This window comes from Faecalitalea cylindroides ATCC 27803 (genome assembly GCF_000469305.1).
GTDB classification, from domain to species: Bacteria; Bacillota_I; Bacilli_A; order Erysipelotrichales; family Erysipelotrichaceae; genus Faecalitalea; species Faecalitalea cylindroides.
Genome location: NZ_KI271038.1, coordinates 1 through 19063 on the forward strand (window position 1 = coordinate 1; position 19063 = coordinate 19063).

20 protein-coding genes are annotated in these 19063 nt (G+C 35.7%); 3 read left to right on the forward strand and 17 right to left on the reverse strand.

Going from position 1 to position 19063, the window contains the following annotated elements:
* Window positions 1–257 precede the first annotated feature (257 nt).
* The 10 genes from HMPREF0367_RS07980 to ybeY all read right to left on the reverse strand — a co-directional run bounded on the left by HMPREF0367_RS07980 (window position 258) and on the right by ybeY (window position 8526).
* Window positions 258–785, reverse strand: a complete 528-nt coding sequence (locus tag HMPREF0367_RS07980) for a hypothetical protein (protein ID WP_035403129.1) — start codon at window positions 783–785, stop codon at window positions 258–260.
* 37 nt (window positions 786–822) lie between these two features.
* The gene (locus tag HMPREF0367_RS07985) at window positions 823–1677 is read right to left on the reverse strand and encodes a patatin-like phospholipase family protein (protein WP_022355967.1); all 855 of its coding nucleotides are present in this window, start codon (window positions 1675–1677) and stop codon (window positions 823–825) included.
* Complete coding sequence (locus HMPREF0367_RS07990; RefSeq protein WP_022355968.1) at window positions 1674–2852, reverse strand: NAD(P)-dependent malic enzyme; 1179 nt, start codon at window positions 2850–2852, stop codon at window positions 1674–1676. Before HMPREF0367_RS07990 ends, HMPREF0367_RS07985 begins: the two co-directional genes overlap by 4 nt.
* Before the next feature lie 10 nt (window positions 2853–2862).
* On the reverse strand, window positions 2863–4059 hold the full coding sequence (pepT, locus tag HMPREF0367_RS07995) for a peptidase T (RefSeq protein WP_015535974.1): 1197 nt from the start codon (window positions 4057–4059) through the stop codon (window positions 2863–2865).
* Window position 4060: 1 nt separating this feature from the next.
* On the reverse strand, window positions 4061–5659 hold the full coding sequence (locus HMPREF0367_RS08000; RefSeq protein ID WP_035403131.1) for a putative manganese-dependent inorganic diphosphatase: 1599 nt from the start codon (window positions 5657–5659) through the stop codon (window positions 4061–4063).
* A gap of 91 nt (window positions 5660–5750) precedes the next feature.
* A complete protein-coding gene (locus HMPREF0367_RS08005; protein WP_015535973.1) occupies window positions 5751–6035 on the reverse strand; it encodes an HU family DNA-binding protein in 285 nt (94 codons plus the stop codon).
* A 65-nt stretch (window positions 6036–6100) separates the two neighbouring features.
* The gene (gene recO, locus HMPREF0367_RS08010) at window positions 6101–6835 is read right to left on the reverse strand and encodes a DNA repair protein RecO (protein ID WP_035403134.1); all 735 of its coding nucleotides are present in this window, start codon (window positions 6833–6835) and stop codon (window positions 6101–6103) included.
* Window positions 6819–7721: a GTPase Era gene (gene era, locus HMPREF0367_RS08015; protein ID WP_022355971.1), complete on the reverse strand. Its 903-nt coding sequence runs from the start codon at window positions 7719–7721 to the stop codon at window positions 6819–6821. Before era ends, recO begins: the two co-directional genes overlap by 17 nt.
* A gap of 15 nt (window positions 7722–7736) precedes the next feature.
* Complete coding sequence (locus HMPREF0367_RS08020; protein WP_051335227.1) at window positions 7737–8090, reverse strand: diacylglycerol kinase family protein; 354 nt, start codon at window positions 8088–8090, stop codon at window positions 7737–7739.
* Entirely contained in the window at window positions 8071–8526 is a 456-nt protein-coding gene (gene ybeY, locus HMPREF0367_RS08025; RefSeq protein ID WP_035403160.1) for an rRNA maturation RNase YbeY, read from the reverse strand. Before ybeY ends, HMPREF0367_RS08020 begins: the two co-directional genes overlap by 20 nt.
* Window positions 8527–8599: 73 nt before the next feature.
* Between ybeY and eutH the strand changes: the two genes are divergently transcribed.
* Entirely contained in the window at window positions 8600–9667 is a 1068-nt protein-coding gene (eutH, locus tag HMPREF0367_RS08030) for an ethanolamine utilization protein EutH (RefSeq protein ID WP_035403140.1), read from the forward strand.
* A 10-nt stretch (window positions 9668–9677) separates the two neighbouring features.
* Here the strand turns inward: eutH and HMPREF0367_RS08035 are convergent, their stop codons facing one another.
* On the reverse strand, window positions 9678–12089 hold the full coding sequence (locus HMPREF0367_RS08035; protein WP_035403142.1) for a glycyl radical protein: 2412 nt from the start codon (window positions 12087–12089) through the stop codon (window positions 9678–9680).
* Window positions 12090–12263: 174 nt separating this feature from the next.
* Between HMPREF0367_RS08035 and HMPREF0367_RS08040 the strand changes: the two genes are divergently transcribed.
* The gene (locus HMPREF0367_RS08040) at window positions 12264–13160 is read left to right on the forward strand and encodes a glycyl-radical enzyme activating protein (protein ID WP_035403144.1); all 897 of its coding nucleotides are present in this window, start codon (window positions 12264–12266) and stop codon (window positions 13158–13160) included.
* Here the strand turns inward: HMPREF0367_RS08040 and HMPREF0367_RS08045 are convergent.
* Window positions 13157–13903 carry a DeoR/GlpR family DNA-binding transcription regulator gene (locus HMPREF0367_RS08045; protein WP_035403147.1) on the reverse strand — a complete coding sequence of 249 codons (747 nt, stop codon included), beginning with the start codon at window positions 13901–13903 and terminating at the stop codon, window positions 13157–13159. The genes HMPREF0367_RS08040 and HMPREF0367_RS08045 overlap by 4 nt on opposite strands.
* Before the next feature lie 61 nt (window positions 13904–13964).
* Window positions 13965–14405, reverse strand: a complete 441-nt coding sequence (locus HMPREF0367_RS08050) for a MerR family transcriptional regulator (RefSeq protein WP_015535966.1) — start codon at window positions 14403–14405, stop codon at window positions 13965–13967.
* A gap of 83 nt (window positions 14406–14488) precedes the next feature.
* Between HMPREF0367_RS08050 and HMPREF0367_RS08055 the strand changes: the two genes are divergently transcribed.
* Window positions 14489–15478 (forward strand): alpha/beta hydrolase, encoded by a 990-nt coding sequence (locus tag HMPREF0367_RS08055; protein WP_035403150.1) that lies wholly within the window; start codon window positions 14489–14491, stop codon window positions 15476–15478.
* Between the two features lie 21 nt (window positions 15479–15499).
* On the opposite strand, the gene HMPREF0367_RS08060 is transcribed toward HMPREF0367_RS08055, so the two are convergent.
* From HMPREF0367_RS08060 to HMPREF0367_RS08075, 4 genes are all read right to left on the reverse strand, one after another.
* A complete protein-coding gene (locus HMPREF0367_RS08060; RefSeq protein ID WP_022355214.1) occupies window positions 15500–16510 on the reverse strand; it encodes a LacI family DNA-binding transcriptional regulator in 1011 nt (336 codons plus the stop codon).
* A 5-nt stretch (window positions 16511–16515) separates the two neighbouring features.
* Window positions 16516–17094 (reverse strand): hypothetical protein, encoded by a 579-nt coding sequence (locus HMPREF0367_RS08065; RefSeq protein ID WP_035403154.1) that lies wholly within the window; start codon window positions 17092–17094, stop codon window positions 16516–16518.
* Window position 17095: 1 nt separating this feature from the next.
* Window positions 17096–17467, reverse strand: coding sequence for a hypothetical protein (locus HMPREF0367_RS08070; RefSeq protein WP_035403157.1), 372 nt, complete (start codon window positions 17465–17467; stop codon window positions 17096–17098).
* A 96-nt stretch (window positions 17468–17563) separates the two neighbouring features.
* Window positions 17564–19063 (reverse strand): YgiQ family radical SAM protein (locus tag HMPREF0367_RS08075; protein WP_035403163.1); only part of this gene is annotated, 1500 nt, incomplete at its 5' end.

Sequence of the window (19063 nt, forward strand, 5' to 3'; positions counted from 1 at the left end):
TAAGATTTTGTGTCTTACTTCAATAATTCGTCGAAACGCACTTAATTATCATGATAACCGTGTGATACGGAAAGGGATTAACCTTTGCTCCCAGGTGAATTCATTAGACCTTCTTTGTCTGGACCTTTCAGCCGATGAGTCCAGTTCTCTGTCAAAGGGCACCTAATTACTATGCCTGATCATCGTTTTAACGATTAAAATTATACAAAATCTATGAAAAAGTTTCAACCGAATCTTTTTTCTTACAGAATAAAACCTTAAAATCCATAAAAAAACATAGCCGTTGGAAGATAAAATGCATATGGAGATGTAAATACAGCTAAAGACAAAGCTATTTTCTTTTTCTGGATCAAAGATAAGTCAACTTTTTTAAGACAAAACTTAGAATTAAAGTAATAAATGCAATATGCGCTGATTATTAAACTCACCGTCACCCATGTAAAAGCATAGACACTTTCAAAAGGGTTATACATGATCGCATTAGATAGATTATGATACCACCACATACCTATCTGGGAATTATAATCAAATTGAATGAGACAAGGTATGATCATCAATACGGTTCCAATCATATCCGCAATAAAACCAAATATCCATATTCTTAAAATTGCAGGTTTGACCAAGGTTTTAATATTTTTTATTTTCAAATATTTCATCGTTAAGACTACAACCAATAAGTCTATGAAAAAATTTACAGGAAGAATAATAAACCAAGTAATGGGTATCAACCATAATAACCAGATTGGAAAAGCCATGTTATAAAGTTTTATTTTCTTTTCTTTCATACAAGTCTTCCAATATAAAGTTTAATGAATAAATTGTCTAATCCTCATCGATAAATTCTTTAATCTCATCCAGTCTTGCCAAAGTTTCATCATAGCCTAATTGAAACCATGGTCGAAGTTTTTTCGGATCCGTTGTGTAACGGGAAACCCCGATATCCTTGCTGGGACGAAGAACCAAGGCTTTACCTTCTTTTTCTAACTGGGCAATCTTATCCCATTGCTCATTATATCTTTCATGACGTCTTCTTAGATCATCGACGATTTTGTCATCATGATATACGAGCTTAGCTAATAATTGTTGATACTTTGGTGCCGGTTTGCGAACATATCCTTTTTCCTTTGTGGATAAGACAATGTGTTTCTCATTCCCACGACGAATACTCTGCTCAATACTGATCATATCGACCAATCCGGCATCCATGTATTTTTTATTGTTGAACATATAAGGTCTTGACAATAATAACAATGCACAGCTAGCTTTGATCAACGTCATATCTTTGTCTACATACGATTTATCAAAATACTCTACAGTATGTTCTTTGATATTGTATAAACCTACATCCATCTGTGTTTCACTGTTTCGTAATGCTTCAAAATCTAAAGGCGCTCTGGATTCAATAAAGTCATTTGTCGCTTCAATTCCAAAAAGTCCTCCCTCTTTTAATAAAGGACGAATTCCAATTACTTCTTTTTGACAAGGTGCATCGATACCAGTAATTTCCATACGGTCAATTTGTCTTGTGACATACGATAACAATATCTCCGATCCAGCCGAGATACCAACACAATATGGTAAATAGATTCCATTTTCTAAGAAACATTTTAATGCACCAGCAGAATAAGCAGCTTTGGTACCTCCCCCTTCGGCAACCAATCCTACTCGCCTGCTCATTTAGTTTTCTCCCATTGACGGATAACACCTGATTTTTTTGCTGCTTCTTCAACCGCATCAGCTACTACATCTGCCACACGAGGATCAAGTGCAGATACGATAATATTTTCTTCAGAAAGATCTTCTTCTTTGATCATAGAGGCAATCGCATATACGGCCGCCTTCTTCATTTCATCATTGATGCAAGTTGCCTGTGCACGCAAAGCACCTTTAAAAATCCCTGGGAAAGCTAATACGTTATTGATCTGATTAGCATGATCGCTTCTTCCCGTTCCAACAATTCTAGCTCCCGCAGCTTTAGCATCTTCCGGTTCAATTTCTGGAATTGGATTTGCCATTGCGAACACAATAGCGTCTTTATTCATACTGGCAATCATCTCTTTGGTTACAATATGCCCTGCACTGACCCCAATAAATACATCGGCTCCTGCAAGTGCATCGGCCAATTTACCTTTTTTATGTTCAGGATTACTGATGGACATCAATCTTCTTTGTTCATCACTTAAATTCATTTCTTCAGATAGAATTCCATCTTTATCACATAAGATCACTTTACCAATCTTCATTTCAAGGATCAAATTGGCGATAGCACACCCTGCACTGCCAGCTCCATTGATTACGATCGTTGGATCGTCTTTTTTGACAAATCTTAAGGCATTCACAAGAGCGGAACTAACGACAATGGCCGTTCCATGCTGATCATCATGAAATACAGGTATGTTCATTCTTTCCTGTAATCTTCTTTCAATTTCAAAACAGCGTGGTGCTGCGATATCTTCCAAGTTGATCCCACCAAAACTTGGCTCAAGTCTGGCAATTGTTTCAACCAATTCATCTGTATCTTGTGTATTTAATGCCAATGGAATCGCATCTACATTCCCCAATGCTTTAAACAATACACATTTTCCTTCCATAACTGGCATTGAAGCTTCTGCTCCAATATTTCCTAACCCTAAAACTGCTGAACCATCTGTAATGACCGCAACTAAATGGCTTCTTGCGGTATAAGTAAAGCTCTTTTTAGGATCATCTTTGATTTCAAGACAAGGTGCTGCCACTCCAGGAGTATACGCAATTGATAAATCATCTCTTGTCTTGATTGGCATCTTTGGAATCGTTTCTAACTTTCCATTCCATTTGGCATGAAGTCTTAAAGCTTCCTTTGCATAATCCATATAATTCCTCCTAATATTTAATAATATTTATAACAATATCGACCATTTTCTCCATTTTTTGAATGCTGGCAAATTCATAACGACCATGATGATTGAACGAACCCGTTCCTAGATTTGGCGTCAACAAACCCTTTTCAGACAACATGGCTCCATCTGTACCACCTCGTACTGGATTTGATACCGGTTTAATGCCCGCCATTTCTATCGCTTGTTTCGCTTTATCTACACAACGCATATCATGTTTGATATACGAATACATATTCTTGTATTGATCTTTGATCTCTAATTGAAATCTTCCATCATATTTTTGATTAAACTCATCCACTAAATCTGTCACAAAATTCTTTTGTGCCTTGAATTTATCTTCATCATGTTCTCTTAAGATATAATCAAGCGTTGCAAGTTCAACATCTCCCTGTAGATTGGTCAAATGATAAAAACCTTCTCTACCTTCAGTTTTTGATGGAATCTGCTCCTTTGGAAAACGACTGGCAAATTCTACAGCTAACAATCCAGCATTGACCATCTTATCTTTGGCATCGCCTGGATGAATAGAACTGCCAACAATTTCAATATGAGCTTTAGCCGCATTAAAGTTTTCATAATCAACACATTCAACTTCACCACCATCGATCGTGTAGGCATAATCCACATCAAATCGATCTAAATCAAAAGTATCTGTTCCACGACCTACTTCTTCATCGCAGGTAAAGGCCACCATGATCTTTCCATGAGGGATCTTTTCTTTGATTACTTTTTCTAAAGCGCTCATGATAATCGCAATTCCAGCTTTATCATCACCACCTAGTAAAGTTGTACCATCAGTAACGATCAAATCTTCAGATATACATGTAGCCAAAGCTGGATACATCTCTTTAGACATGCTGTAATGATCATTAAGTTGAATTACTTCCCCCTGATAGTTTTCAATGATCCTTGGTTTTACATCTTTGCCACTTAATTCACAGGCTGTGTCCATATGAGCTAAAAAACCAATCGCATCTTTTGTATCATCTGTACTGAATAAAGTGGCATATACTATGCCACTTTCATCCAATTGTACCTCATCAAATCCAATTTCTTTACACTCTTGAGCCAATATACGTGCTAGATCAAGCTGACATGCTGAACTTGGCACGCTTGAAGAATCTTCATCGGCCTGTGTATTGATTGAAACATATTTTAAAAATCTCTCTTTAATTTCCATATCATGCTAACTCCGTTGAAAGTCGAGGTACGATTTGTTTCTTTCTTGAAACAACACCTTGTTTCTCAAAATCTTTGATCGTTCCCATAAAGAAATTCGATAATTTTCCTGTATAGATGAATCTAGATCCTTTTCCTTCAATATTGGTAAAGACCATCAAGCGAAGATCAAATCTTCTTGCCTTATTTTCATCTTCCATATACTTTAAAAAGTCTGCTTCAATATCATCTACAACATCAAGATTATAGATAAACACCTGTGATATCGCAACTCGCTTCCCACTTAAAGTATATTCCTTGCAGTCATTATAAAGAATATCTCTAAATGTCTTGCCTTTGATCGTAGCGGTATTCTCAAACAATTCTGTTGCCATATTCTGGTGATTAAAGCCAAATTGCTTTTCTAATCTTGAAGCTAAGATACGATCTGTTTCGGTGCAGGTTGGCGAATGGAAATTCAATGTATCACTGATAATTCCATAACAAATTAATTTTGCTACTGTCTCAGACATCTCGATTCCATATTCAGAATACATTAGTCCAACTATAGTACAGCTAGAACCTACGATCATGTTTCTGAATACAATCGGTTTGTCAGTCTCAATATCCCCAATTCGATGATGATCGACGATTTCTATGATATCTGCATAATCAATATCACTGATACTCTGTTTTCTTTCATTGTGATCGATCAAGATAAATTGCTTCTTCTTTGATTTTAACAAGTGATAACGTGCTACCGATCCCACCAGTTTATCTTGAAACATGACAGGATAGGAAGAGTGACGCGTTTTTAACATCTCTCGCTCCACATCTTGAATAAACTCCGTCTTATTAAAGCGAATGATATCATGTGCTGGTGTCATGATCAGTTCTACTGGAATAGAACGATAGATCATCTGAATCATTTTCATCGTATTATATGGCGTATTGATCAAAGTTACACCCATAGATTTGGCAATATCAATGATATAGTCATTTGGAACATAGTTTTCTGCAATACAGATGATCGCACATCCTCTTCCCATGCTCTTTAACATATCATCTTCGGCATCATCCAAAATCATGATAGCCCCTCTAAGATCACGCTCCATCAATTTCTTATCACTGATGCGGACTTGACCATTGGTAGGAAGCGTTCCTTTTAATAAGATTTTTCCTTTTAATACTGCTTCTAGATTTTCAATTGGTGTCTGGCTTAATAACTGTTGTGTGATCGCAAGATCCTGCATCTGGATCCGGGAAATTTCACCAATTGTTGTCATTCCAACAAGATTATCGTTCTCGTCTACAACATAAAGTGTTTTTGTATTATTTTCTAGACATATATCCCAAGCTCTGCGTAAAGTATCTCCTTTATACACAGTATACGCTTCGTCAATTTCGATTTCTGCCAAGGTATTTCGAGCCGTCGTCATATATTGTGGTGATTCGACATTTAATTTATCTAAAATAAACCTTGTTTCGGGATTCAGATGACCAATTCTTGCGGCCATTGCATTCACACCCATTTTCTGTTTTAACTCAGCCAAAGCCAAGGCTCCACAGATTGAATCCGTATCCGGAATTTTATGTCCTATCACATATACAGGCAAATTCATATTGCGTTGCACCCCCTTGTATATGCTTTCGCTTTTCTATTATACCAAAAACGTAATAAAAAAGGCCAACGAATTGGCCTAATTATATGAATTACTTAACAGCGTCTTTTAATGATTTTGAAGCTTTGAATTTAACAGCTTTTGAAGCTGGAATTTCAATTTTTTCTCCAGTTGCTGGATTTAATCCCATACGAGCAGCTCTTTCGCTCAATGAGAATTTACCGAAACCATAGATATCAACAACACCATCTTCTTTTAGTGTGTTCATGATTTCTTCAAATACTGTGTTGATGCATCCTTCAGCAACTTTTTTACTCAAATCATATTCTGCAACCAATTTAGCTGCTAAATCTTTTTTATTTACTGTTGTAGACATTATTAATTCCTCCTTTGTCCTGACATATTTTACCACTTCACTAATACATACACAAGCAAATCCTATCATGTAAGTGTTTGCACACTTTTCAAAAATTTCAAACTTGAAACATTAAAATGTATACATTTTTCTAACCATTCCACCCAGAAAATAAAATCATCCAAATTAAACGCAAACATTTCATTCAACTGCGTAAAATCCTTTTCATTTGCCTTAAACAAAGAACGAATCTGGATCATCTCCTGTTTCGATCTAGGTAAGATACGATCATGATTGCATGTGGTACATAAAAAACCACCATCGGTTACAGACAAGGTTTCTAAATGATCTTTTCTTTTACATAAGATACAGCCATCCACAAATGGAGCAATTCCCTCTTTTTGAATTATTTGGGCTAAAAGCAGACAGGCATAGTTATACGCTTTGGCATCATCATTTTGAAATTCTTTTAAACACTTGTCAAACAACATATAAATTGTAGGATTACCATGAAATCGCGTGATGACTTCTGCCAAAACAAAGCAGATAGAACTTTTCATTAAATCTTCCATGATCTTGTAATGACTGTCAATGACATTGCCATAATACAACAATGATAACCCATGCTCTTTTTGCTCGATCGTATAGCGCACATGTGAAAACACAGCCGTAATCATTCGATTCTTTGAAGTTTGTTTCTGGATTCCTCTAGCCAGGATCGAAAGAATTTTATCCTGCGTTAAAAGGCGAATAATTCCATCGCTTTCACGATAGTCCTGAACAGATAAAACGATTCCTTCAACTTCAGTCGTTGGCTTCATTTAACTCATCCAATCCAAATTCCTTGATTTTTTGTTCCTGATTACGCCAATTCTTTTCAACACGAACATATAACTCAAGTTCTACATTCTTCTTTAGTTTTTCTTTCAGTTCTTTTTGTGCTGCCAAACGAATTGAACGAATCATCTTTCCCTGCTTACCTATCAAAATCCCTTTTTGTGAATCTCTGTCGACAACGATCATTGCCTGCATAAATATTTTATTTTCTTCTTCAACCTTGTTTTCCAATAAGACAGCTACACTATGAGGAATTTCTTCTCGCGTCTTAAAAAGAATTTTTTCACGTATGATCTCACAGATCTGAAAATTAATATCGTGATCGCTTTTCATTTCACTTGGATACAACATGCCACCTTCTGGCAAATATTCACGGAATACATCCAGTAACTCATTTAAATTATTCTCTTTTAGAGCACTAATTGGAACAATTTGATCGAAATTATAACGATCCTGCCATCCTAAAAGTGTTTCAAGCAGTTTCTCTTTCTTGACCATATCAACCTTATTCACGATTAAGATAACAGGCTTTTTAAGCTGCTCGATACGATTTAAGATAAATTCATCTCCTGAACCAAAACTCTGTGTTCCATCAATGATCCAGCCAATCACATCACAATCTTCCATTGCGGTATAAGCATTCTTATTCAATACACGACCCAACTGTTGTCTTGGTTTATGAATCCCTGGTGTATCGACAAACACATATTGAGCATCTTCTAATGTCAAGATTCCGGCAATATTATTTCTTGTCGTATTGGGTTTATCTGACATGATCGCAACTTTTTCTTTTAAAAGAGCATTCATCAATGTTGATTTTCCCGCATTGGGTCTTCCTACTATTGCGATAAAACCTGATCTATAATCCATATTTTCACCTTTTCCTTATATCAAATTTAACAATTTAGGCACAAAGATACAGATTGCCACAACAAGCGCAAAACAGCTCACTAAAAAAACCGCAGCCGCTGCCATATCTTTGATTTTCTTTGCCCTTGGATCTTTCTTTAAAGAAATATAATCGACCAATCCTTCAATACAGGAATTGATGATTTCAAAAGAAACGACCAATACGATCGACAACAAGATCCAAAGCCATTCTGTCATTGAACATTGAAATATGATTCCGGCAAGGAATGCTAAAACGCCTAAGAAACATTGAAAGGCAATACTTCTATCTTTAAAGGCATACCTCAGTCCTTCAAAAGCATATTTAAATCTACCGACTAACCACTTCATCAAGAATCACATCCTGTAACTCAAACATAACTTTTTCTTCTTCTGGTTCCATATGATCATATCCCATCAAATGCAACAAACCATGGCAAAACAAAAAACATGCCTCTCTGCGCAAAGAATGACCATATTCTTTTGCCTGATCACGAATCGCCTGCACGTTAATAAAGATATCCCCCAATTCGCACATAGATTCTTCGATCAAAACATCCGAAAGATCATCCTGCAGGGCAAAACTGATCACATCGGTTGGACGATCGATCTTACGATACTCCTTATTGATTTCATGAATCTGTTCAGGGGTCACAAAAATAACCGACAAACTCCAGTCTTTATGGCGATTCAATATATCACTGGTTCTTTGCAGTATGCGTTCATAATCTTTTTTATAGCGATAGATGCTTCTATCTTTTGCTTCATTTACTATTACGATTTCCATGCTTAAAGTATAACCTAAAAAACAAAAATTAGAAATATATTGTATAATATTAAAGCTTAAGAAGAGGTGTTTTATGAATCCATTTGTATGCATTATGTTGATCTTTGCCACAATAGGCCTCATTGATAAGATCTTAGATAATAAATTCGGCTTGGCATCTGCCTTTGATAAAGGAATTATCACCATGGGTGATTTTATGTTATCAATCAGTGGTTTTTACTGTATTTCAATTGCCTTTTTACGAAACAATACTGAAATCCTTAATCGCTTAGGTGATTTTCTATTCTTTGATCCTTCCATCTTGATTGGATCCTTGTTAGCACCTGATCTAGGTGGATATTCCATAGTGGAAATGATTTCAAAAGATCCAAACATGATCGTATTTGCCGGCGTTTTATTAACTTCTACCATTGGAGCTACCATTAGTTTCCAGCTGCCTATCTTTTTAAATAATCTAGAAAAAGATGATGTCCCATCCTTTATGCAGGGAATTGCCTATGGTTTGATCGTTTTACCAATCGTTTTGATCCTTGTTGGTCTTTTTTTACAGATTGATTCACTCATGATCAATATGATACCTTTGCTTGTTCTATGTATATTTCTATTATTTATGTTCTTTATTAATCTAAAACTCAGCGTAAAAATCTTGACAATCTTTGCCAATATGATTCGCATTCTTGGTTATCTCTTCTTTTTCCTTGTCTGCCTGACTTTTTTCTTTGATCTTGGCTTTACCCAGCAAGATCTGATCCAGGAAGTCTTTAGTATCGTATTTCAAATGACTTTGATCGTTGCCGGCTCTTTGGTATTGTGCCAGCTGATCTTAAAATATTTTTCCCTACAAATCGAAAAACTTGCCACTATGTTGCACATCAATCAATATGCCTTAATTGGTTTGATCTTAAGTTTAGGCACAAGCATTGCCATGATGCCTTTGTTTTCCAAGATGGATACAAAAGGAAAACTGATCAATGCTGCTTTTTCTGTCAGTGGTGCCTATGTATTTGGTGGACAACTCGGTTTTATTGCCAGTGTATCGAATTCATTTTCGACAACGATCTTCATCATCGCTAAATTAAGTGCCGGCATTCTTGCGATCCTCATGGTTTATCTCTTTACGAAAAGAAGGATGGAAAACTAATTCCATCCTTTTATAAGCTTTGTTCTGTACGACCAATAATATCATCCTGTGTTGCTTTCGATAAAACATTAAAGAAAGCGGAGTATCCGGCAACACGAACGATCAAATCTTTATGTTTTTCCGGATGTTTTTGTGCATCAATCAAAGTTTCTTTTGAAACAACATTGTATTGCACATGATATCCCTCAAGACGATTAAAAAACGTTTTGATCAACATCTCCAATTTCATCTTGTTTTCTTCTTTTTCCAGCAACTGTGGAGTTACCTTTTGGTTTAATAAAACACCACCTGTAATTTCATGAGTTGGTAATTTAGAAACCGATTTAAACACAGCCGTCGGTCCATTTTTATCGCTGTTATGGGCTGGTGAACTACCCTCAGCCAAAGGAGTATGTGCCTTTCTGCCATCTGGAGTTGCCATTGTATCATAGCCCTGTCCAACATTGGCTGAAATCGAGGATGTTCCAGCATAGCGGATTCCTCCAATAGGACCTCGATGATATCTTGTGTTTGGATATTTCTTCATTTCATCAATATATGAATCATAAGCCTTTACTACTAACATATCCACATAATCGATATCATTTCCATATTTTGGTGCTTCGTTGATCAACATAGACTGAATTCTTTGACTTTCCGGGCTTTCAAAATTATCTATTAAGGCATCCCAAAGTTCTTGTTGTGTGATCTTCTTTTCATCAAATACGAGTTTTTTGATGGCTGCCAAGCTGTCTGCCATATTGGCAATTCCTGTTTGTAATCCAGAAATAAAATCATAGATGGCTCCACCTTCTTTGATCGTTTTTGCTCGACCAATACAATCTTCGACCAAAGTAGAACATAGGATATCTGGAACTTCTCTTTCACTGGCCAGATCGATCGTATTTTCTACGATTACACTCATTCGCGTCAATTTCCGTACTACCTTATCCCAGGCATTCATCAATTCATCAAATGATTTCATCTTAGTAAAATAACCACATGGTTCTACAAATCTTTTTTGACTTGTCATATCTACACCGTTGTTCATCGCAATTAATAGGATTCTTGGAAAATTCATATAACTCATTCCTGTACAACGATATCCCCATTTACCTGGAACGGCCGTTTCTACACATCCAATTGCCGAATAATTATAGGCATCTTCTTCTTTAACTCCCTTTTCGATAAAAGAAGGAATGATCACTTCATCATTATTGAAAGCTGGCATACCTGTACCAAGTTTCATGACTTCAATAGCTTCATCAAAGAAGTGCGCATCTAAGTTTTTATGATAACGAACCGTTAAATTAGGCTGTGGTAAACGAGTCTGGGCTACTGATTTTAAAACCAAAAAAGACAACGCATTGACTGCATCCTTTTTATCTGTTGTCTGTCCTCCAATTGTAACATTTTGATACATCGGACTTCCTGCACTTGAGAATGTATGTGCCTGAGAACGGACTTTATTGATCGTGGTAGTCTTGATCCAAAGATTATCTAACAACTCAACCACTTCATCATCCGTGATAAATCCTTCATCGATGTCTTTTTTATAGAATGGATACATATACTGATCAAAACGTCCATATGAAACGGAATGTCCATTGGATTCGATCTGAAGAATAAGTTGAACGAACCACACCGACTGAATAGCTTCATAAAAATTAGATGCTGGCTCATAAGGCACTTTGGCACAAATACGAGAAATTTCTAAAAGCTCTTCTCTACGTTTCTTTTCCGCATTTAAAGACATTTCTTTAGCAAGCTTGCTAAAACGAGAGGCAAATGTCTTTACGGCATCAATAACGATCAAAACAGCACGATAGAAATGATATTTATCAATATTTTCCGGATTGCATAGATCTAATTCACCTTTTAGCTTTTTGACTCTTTCTTCATAGCCTTTCAATCCGTCGGATAATAGTCTTTGATAATTCACAGATAGATGAGCATCTCCGGCATTTAGTTTTCCTTCCATCCCAAAGAAACCAGTTTCCATGAATACACTGACTTCTTCTGGCAATAATGCTTCTCCTTTTGCCCTTAAATTATTATTCTGCCAGAAAGGGGCAATGGAACGAAGATCTTCTTTTGTCTTTTCCGTAATATAAAAAACATCTCCATCACGTTTTTCAAATGTATCCAGTTCATCGATCACAAATTTCATCGTATACTCAGGAAAAATAGGCGCATCACGATTGGATGATGCTTGATTTCCCACGATCAATGTATCTTCCTCAATATAGATTGGCATCTTTTCAAGGATGTTTTTCAACATAAGAGCACGTTTTAAGACAACAGGCTGATTTAAGTTTTCTTTATATGCCTGGGTTGCCAGTATGGCTCTTGTCGCATCGATGTAAGGCTTTTTGTCCAGGATCTCTTCGCGAAAATGATCCATTCGTGGAGTAAGACTCCCAAAATGAGCAGAATTTTTCATGTTTCCTCCTTTTTTTCTTATGAAAAATATTAATTTCGTCCTTTATCTATATCATATATTTTTCTGAACACATGTCAACATAATTTCATTACGAATTATATTCAGTTTCATTTGAAAGTTATAATTGTTTGTAAATGATTTCTATGTTAGTATTTATACACAAGGAGAACCACAATGACAAAAGCTCTAATTTTTAATATGCAAAAATTTTCGATTCATGATGGACCCGGCATCCGTACAACGATCTTCTTTAAAGGCTGTCCTTTAAAATGCTTATGGTGTTCCAATCCTGAATCACAGGATACTTCGATCCAAATTTTATATGATCAAAAAAAATGTGTTCACTGTATGACCTGTTTACATACATGTCCAAATAAAGCCATTCAATTTCTACAAGATCAATTTTACATTGATACTAAGGCTTGTTCTCATTGTTTAACATGCGTACATAACTGTATCAACCAAGCCTTGAGTTATGAAGGAGAATATAAAACCATTGATGAAATCGTAGATTTTTGTCTTCAAGATGTAGAATTTTATGAAGAGTCCAATGGTGGAGTGACTCTTTCAGGAGGCGAAGCCTTGTGTCAGCCACAAGCCGTCCATGAATTATGTAGCGAATTAAAGAAACATAAAATTCATATTGCTGTAGAAACCACTGGCTATATTGAATCACAAATCTTTCAAGAGAGCGCTGCTTTATTTGATCTGCTCTTATTTGATGTAAAACACTATGATTCAAATATCCACCAAAAAATGACAGGTGTTTCAAATGAAAAGATCCTTAAGAATCTAAGTTGGGCATTAAACAATAATATTGAAGTTCTTGTACGTATTCCTGTAATTCCTGGATTTAATGCAGAAATCAAAGATGCGAAAGGATTTGTATCCCTTTTTCAAAAAATGGGCATAAAAAAAGTCCAACTGCTTCCATTTCATCAGTTTGGACAAAATAAATATAGCTTATTAAATAGAGAATATGCCTATAAAGATACTAAGGCACTCTATCCAGAAGACCTTCAAGAATATCAAAATATCTTCACACAAGAAGACATTGATTGTTTCTTTTAAACTTTGATGACTTCTACTTGATTTTCTTTTAAATAATTTTCTGAATCACGATTGATCTCTTTGTCAGTATATACCATACTGACTTTTTTTGTATCCATCAAACTAACGACACCAACTTGATCAAATTTAGAAGAATCTGTAACAACGATTACTTTTTTGGCTTGTTTTGCTAGATCACGAACGGTTTCTGCACGCATATAATCGTTTCCGGTAAAGCCTGTATCGACAGAGAATCCATCCGCTCCAATAAATAGTTTATCCACATAAAAATTCTGGGCACAATTTCGTGTGATAGGTCCCACCATGACCTGGGATTCTTTTTGATATTCTCCCCCAAGAAGGATCACATGAATATTCTTATATCGTCTAACATATTCTGCGATAAATGCTGAATTGGTGATTAGAGTTACTTCCTGTTTGGTCTTGGCAATTTCTAAAGCCAAAAGAGAACAACAAGAGCCTGATTCAATCATCAGCGTTTCGCCATCATGAATCGTTTCTGCCGCTTTTCTGGCAATTTTTTGTTTGATTTCATAATGATAAGCCAAACGAGTATTGATATCATCACTATCATTTAATACGGCATACCCATGTTCTCGAATGATGATCCCGCTTTTTTCCAAAGCATCCAGATCTTTACGAATCGTAACCTGGGAAACATTCAGCATTAAAGCCAAAGAAGAAACTTCGATCTTTTTTGATTTTGATAATAAATCCAGTATTGTCGTTTGCCGTTTATTCATTCTCTCACCTTTTAAAAAGGTATCATACACATCTTTCATTTGCAACTAAAGATTGTTTCATTTATTCATGAGCATTCTGATAACACTTACGAATTTCTTCTGGCATTCTATCTTCAAAACCTTTTTTTAATTTAGCCTCTGTTTGATCTTTGCAGGCAGTTTCATAGTACCAGCATTTGAACTCGACCATATCCAATGTTTTTTGTAATTCATTCATCTTCTTTAAGATATTTTCTCTTTGTGCATAAAACATCTCTTTTCTTCTTTCTAGTGTACTGTCCCCTTGAGCACACCAGTCCATAAATTCACGAATCTCTTTGATCTGCATTCCTGATTTTTTTAAACATTCAATCACTCGCAAAGCCTCAAGGCTTTGTTCATCAAAGCGACGAATTCCAGATGGTTCTTTATTTAGTTCTTGAAATAAACCTTCTTTATCATAATAACGTAATGTAGAAATTGATAAATCAAACATTTTTGATACTTGTCCAATAGTATACATGATCATTCCTCCAATTTTAAAAAAACTCTTGACCTAAAGTTAGCTTTAGGTTGTACATTTAGTATATCAAGAAGGAATTAAAAATGGAAGAAAAACTAAATCTAACAAGTGAATGGGATAAAACATTCCCAAAAAGTCAAAATGTTGATCATCGTAAAATAACTTTTCATACACGTTATGGTCTTACTTTAGCTGCAGATATGTATACCCCAAAGACATACGAAGGAAAACTTGCTGCGATTGCGATCAGCGGTCCATTTGGGGCCGTAAAAGAACAAGCTTCTGGATTATATGCCCAAACTTTGGCAGAAAGAGGATTTTTAACGATTGCCTTTGATCCATCTTATACAGGAGAAAGTTCAGGCTTCCCTCGTAATGTAGCTTCACCAGATATCAACACAGAAGATTTTTTAGCTGCAGTCGATTTCTTATCCGTCCAGGAAAATGTCGACCCTGAAAAAATCGGTATTCTAGGTATCTGCGGATTTGGAGGCATGGCATTAAATGCAGCTGCACTGGATACACGAATCAAGGCAACCATTACTTCAACAATGTATGATATGACCAGAGTAAATGCCAATGGCTATTTTGATGAAGAAGACAATGAAGAAAGTCGTTATGAAAAAAGAAAGGCAATGTCCTTACAAAGAACATTGGATTACAAAAACAATGATTATGCACATGCCGGTGCATTGCCTGATGAAGCACCTGAACAAGCTCCACAATATTTGATTGACTATATTGATTATTATCGAACGAAACGCGGATATCATCCTCGCTCACAAGGAAATGGAAAGGGATGGAATGTTACAGGATGTCAATCCTTCATGAATATGCCAATCCTTCAATACTCTAATGAAATCCGCAGTGCCGTATTGATGATTCATGGTGAAAAAGCTCATTCGGTATATTTTACTAAAGATGCATACGCCAATATGATCAAAGACAATAAATATACAGAAAATAAAGAATTATTGATTATTCCTGGAGCTGTTCATACCGATCTTTATGATCAAACGGATATCATTCCTTTTGATACGATCACAGATTTCTATCAAACATATCTAAAGTAAAAAGTGTGGAAACCCCACACTTTATTTTGTCGTACCTTTTGACATTAAAACATAAGACATTTCAATATCTTTATTGTCTTTTACGGAATCATCATCTACAAGCATCTTAGTCAATAGACGCATTGCCACAGCTCCTAGATCATATTCAGGAATGTTGTAAGATGTAACGTTTGGACGTGTCATTGTCAAATACTTGTTATTTAAGACACAAACCAATTCGCAATCTTCCGGCAATGAATAACCTGCTTCCTGACAAGCATTTAATACCGCAATGGCCTGAGAATCACGGAATGTGATAACAAGCTTGCTAGGGCGATTGTTCTTATAATAATCAGACAAGAAATTAAATGAACTCTTATAGTTATTATCATCATAAGAAATGTATTTATTAAATACTTTTCCTTTTTCTGCATACGCTCTATCAATACCCGCTTTTAACTGTTCCATCATTGATAAATTTAATTTATCTTCTACAAGGGAAATATCATCGATACCTCTTTCAAAATACTTATTGACTAGATCATAAGCCATTTTTTCAAAGTTGATATATACATTTCCTACATTCCCAATCTTTGTTTCAGTAATCTTACTGCCAACAACAACCATAGGAATTTGGTACTCATTTAAGACTTCCATTTCTTCTAAAGAGAAGTTGTCATTAAATAAGATAACTCCATCCACTCTTGATTTAATGATAGATTCAATAACATCCTGCATTTTAGAAATGCCCTTTGATGTTGTATGGAACATGATGTTGTAATTGTAGATCTTGGCAACATCCATCAATCCATTTAAGATCTTGCCATTATAGGCAAACATCTTTTCACTCATAACGATAGATACCGTTGTCGTTTTCGATAATGCCAAACCTTGTGCAATCGCATTCGGTTTATATCCTAGTTTTTCAATGGCTTCCTGAACACGAATACGTGTATCTTCGCGTACGACATTGCTGTCATTGATAACGCGGCTTACTGTAGCTAAAGAAACATCTGCTTCTTTGGCAACATCATAAATCGTAATTCTTTTCATTCTAACTATGCTTCCTCCTCAGTGTCATTTTTTACTGCAGGAGGCTCACTTCGATTCGCTTCTTTATCAAAAAACTTTTTGATTCCTCCAAAAACAGCTTCTGTTACCTTTCCCGTAACTTCTTCAGCCGTATCGACGGCATTTCTTAAACTTTCACTTTCGCGTAAAACATCTAATTTTTCATCCGCCTGATCCACGACTTTTTTGATTTGCTCATTGCGCATCAAAATATCAGCTCCAGCTTTTAAACCATCCGCAAGCATACCACCAGCTCCAACTAAAAAATCTTTACCGGCAGTAAGTGTTGTCTTGAACTGTTCAGACTGGCTTAATTCAACAGCTTTGTCTTTTGTCGTTTTTAAAATATCTACGGCATCATCTTTTGCCTTGTTTACGGCTTCTTTTACTTTTTCTGGATCGCTGTTTTCTTTGATCCAAGTTTTTAAATCTGCGAAAATATCTTCAATTTTCTTTTTTGCATCATCAACAACTTTTTGATTCTCTTCATTATTCTCTTCTCGAAGAGTTTCTAATTCATTTAATGATTCGTTTTCAAGTTGTTCAACTACATTGTTTTCTTCCATGTTATGAAACCTCCTCATCTTTTTGGATTTGTTCTTCACTTGGAGTATCTGAGGCAGTATTTTTCTTGGAATTTAGCCATGTTTTTAAATTGTCTGCATTTTCAGTTACAACGTTAATGGCAGATGTAACTGCTTTTTTTGTCGCATGGTGGATCTCATCCGCTGTTTTAGATAATTCTTCAACAGTAGCCAGAGGGCCATCCAGCTTATTGATTTCTCTTTCAGCAGCATTTAATGTCTTTGAAAGATCTTTTAGGGTCACTAAAATACCTTTTAAAACAAAAATCAAATAAACTAATACGACAACACCTAAAATAGGTAATAAATAGGTTGCCAAACGTGCTAATGCACTCATTACTGCATCTATACTCACAAAATCACCTTCTTTAGAGATTATAACATGAATGCAAAACTTAAACTACCTTTATTGAAAGTTTTTTCAAAATTATGTAATCGCTTTAATATATTACTATTTTCTTAATTTAACTCGCTTGTGATTCGAATAGCGCTTATACTGGTTATTCTGTTTCTTTTCACGAATCAGACATTTTGGTCCATTTCCAATTAGATCCTCACGATGTGCCATGACTAAGGCTTCATGAACCAGATCATAATTGCGTGGATTTTTATATTGCATCAATGCTCGCTGCATCGCTTTTTCATGTGCACTCTTTGGTACATAAACCGGTGTATTATCACGAGGATCGATTCCTGTATAATACATGGCTGTTGATAGAGTGCCTGGAGTTGGATAAAAATCCTGCACCTGTTGAGGCTGGTGATGAATATCACGTAAATACTCAGCCAATTCAATAGCTGCATTTAGATCACTTCCTGGATGTGAGGACATCAAATAAGGAACTAGATATTGATCTTTGTGATATTCTTCATTTAAGCGATAATACTTCTTCACAAATTTTTCATACAATTCTTTATGAGGTTTCCCCATCTTATCGAGGACCTGATTGCTGATGTGTTCTGGAGCAACTTTTAATTGTCCACTGATATGATGTTGTACCAACTCTCTAAAGAATGTATCGTCTTTATCATACATCAAATAATCATAACGAATTCCACTGCGTACAAAAACTTTTTTAACATTTGGAAGTTCTCGCAATTTCTTCAATAATTCTAAATAATCTTTATGATCCACTTCTAGATTGTTACAAGGTGTTGGCCAAAGACATTGTCTAGTTTGACATACACCATGTTCCATCTGTTTCTTACAAGCCGGTGCTCTAAAGTTTGCCGTAGGACCTCCGACATCATGAATATACCCTTTAAAATTTGGATCCCAGATCATCTTTTTAGCTTCATTGATAATAGATTTATGAGAACGCGTTTGAATGATCCTTCCCTGATGGAATGTTAAAGCACAAAAGTTGCAGGCTCCATAACAACCACGATTGGAAATCAATGAAAACTTCACTTCATCAATGGCAGGAACATGCCCAATTTCTTTATAAGATGGATGATATTGACGTGTATATGGCAAGGCATAGGTTCGATCAAATTCTGCTTGTGTTAAAGGTCGATTTGGCCTATTTTGCACCACATACCAACCTTTATATGGTTCAACCAAAGTTTTGGCTGTAAAATGATCCGTATTTCGATACTGGATCAAGAAACTTTCCGCATATTTTTTCTTGGATGAAGCCACTTCTTCAAAGCTTGGCATAATAATCGGATCTGTTGCCAAAGCTAAATTTTTGGTTTTGAATACCGTTCCATCCAAATATGTTAGATCATGGATATCAATTCCACTGTCTAAGGCATCGGCAACTTCAACAATGGAATTTTCACCCATTCCATATAAAACGAGATCGGCATTGGCATCTATAATGATGGATTTTCTAACTTTATTATCCCAATAGTCATAATGAGACAAACGGCGAAGGCTGGCCTCAATACCACCTAAGATAATGTTTGTATCCGGATACGCCTGACGAACCATTTGTGAATAAACGAT

Excerpts from the sequence above, each read along its gene's own strand:
- HMPREF0367_RS07980 (WP_035403129.1), bottom strand. The coding sequence starts at position 785 with ATGAAAGAAAAGAAAATAAAACTTTATAACATGGCTTTTCCAATCTGG.
- HMPREF0367_RS07985 (WP_022355967.1), bottom strand. The coding sequence starts at position 1,677 with ATGAGCAGGCGAGTAGGATTGGTTGCCGAAGGGGGAGGTACCAAAGCT.
- HMPREF0367_RS07990 (WP_022355968.1), bottom strand. The coding sequence starts at position 2,852 with ATGGATTATGCAAAGGAAGCTTTAAGACTTCATGCCAAATGGAATGGA.
- pepT (WP_015535974.1), bottom strand. The coding sequence starts at position 4,059 with ATGGAAATTAAAGAGAGATTTTTAAAATATGTTTCAATCAATACACAG.
- HMPREF0367_RS08000 (WP_035403131.1), bottom strand. The coding sequence starts at position 5,659 with ATGAATTTGCCTGTATATGTGATAGGACATAAAATTCCGGATACGGAT.
- HMPREF0367_RS08005 (WP_015535973.1), bottom strand. The coding sequence starts at position 6,035 with ATGTCTACAACAGTAAATAAAAAAGATTTAGCAGCTAAATTGGTTGCA.
- recO (WP_035403134.1), bottom strand. The coding sequence starts at position 6,835 with ATGAAGCCAACGACTGAAGTTGAAGGAATCGTTTTATCTGTTCAGGAC.
- era (WP_022355971.1), bottom strand. The coding sequence starts at position 7,721 with ATGGATTATAGATCAGGTTTTATCGCAATAGTAGGAAGACCCAATGCG.
- HMPREF0367_RS08020 (WP_051335227.1), bottom strand. The coding sequence starts at position 8,090 with ATGAAGTGGTTAGTCGGTAGATTTAAATATGCTTTTGAAGGACTGAGG.
- ybeY (WP_035403160.1), bottom strand. The coding sequence starts at position 8,526 with ATGGAAATCGTAATAGTAAATGAAGCAAAAGATAGAAGCATCTATCGC.
- eutH (WP_035403140.1), top strand. The coding sequence starts at position 8,600 with ATGAATCCATTTGTATGCATTATGTTGATCTTTGCCACAATAGGCCTC.
- HMPREF0367_RS08035 (WP_035403142.1), bottom strand. The coding sequence starts at position 12,089 with ATGAAAAATTCTGCTCATTTTGGGAGTCTTACTCCACGAATGGATCAT.
- HMPREF0367_RS08040 (WP_035403144.1), top strand. The coding sequence starts at position 12,264 with ATGACAAAAGCTCTAATTTTTAATATGCAAAAATTTTCGATTCATGAT.
- HMPREF0367_RS08045 (WP_035403147.1), bottom strand. The coding sequence starts at position 13,903 with ATGAATAAACGGCAAACGACAATACTGGATTTATTATCAAAATCAAAA.
- HMPREF0367_RS08050 (WP_015535966.1), bottom strand. The coding sequence starts at position 14,405 with ATGTATACTATTGGACAAGTATCAAAAATGTTTGATTTATCAATTTCT.
- HMPREF0367_RS08055 (WP_035403150.1), top strand. The coding sequence starts at position 14,489 with ATGGAAGAAAAACTAAATCTAACAAGTGAATGGGATAAAACATTCCCA.
- HMPREF0367_RS08060 (WP_022355214.1), bottom strand. The coding sequence starts at position 16,510 with ATGAAAAGAATTACGATTTATGATGTTGCCAAAGAAGCAGATGTTTCT.
- HMPREF0367_RS08065 (WP_035403154.1), bottom strand. The coding sequence starts at position 17,094 with ATGGAAGAAAACAATGTAGTTGAACAACTTGAAAACGAATCATTAAAT.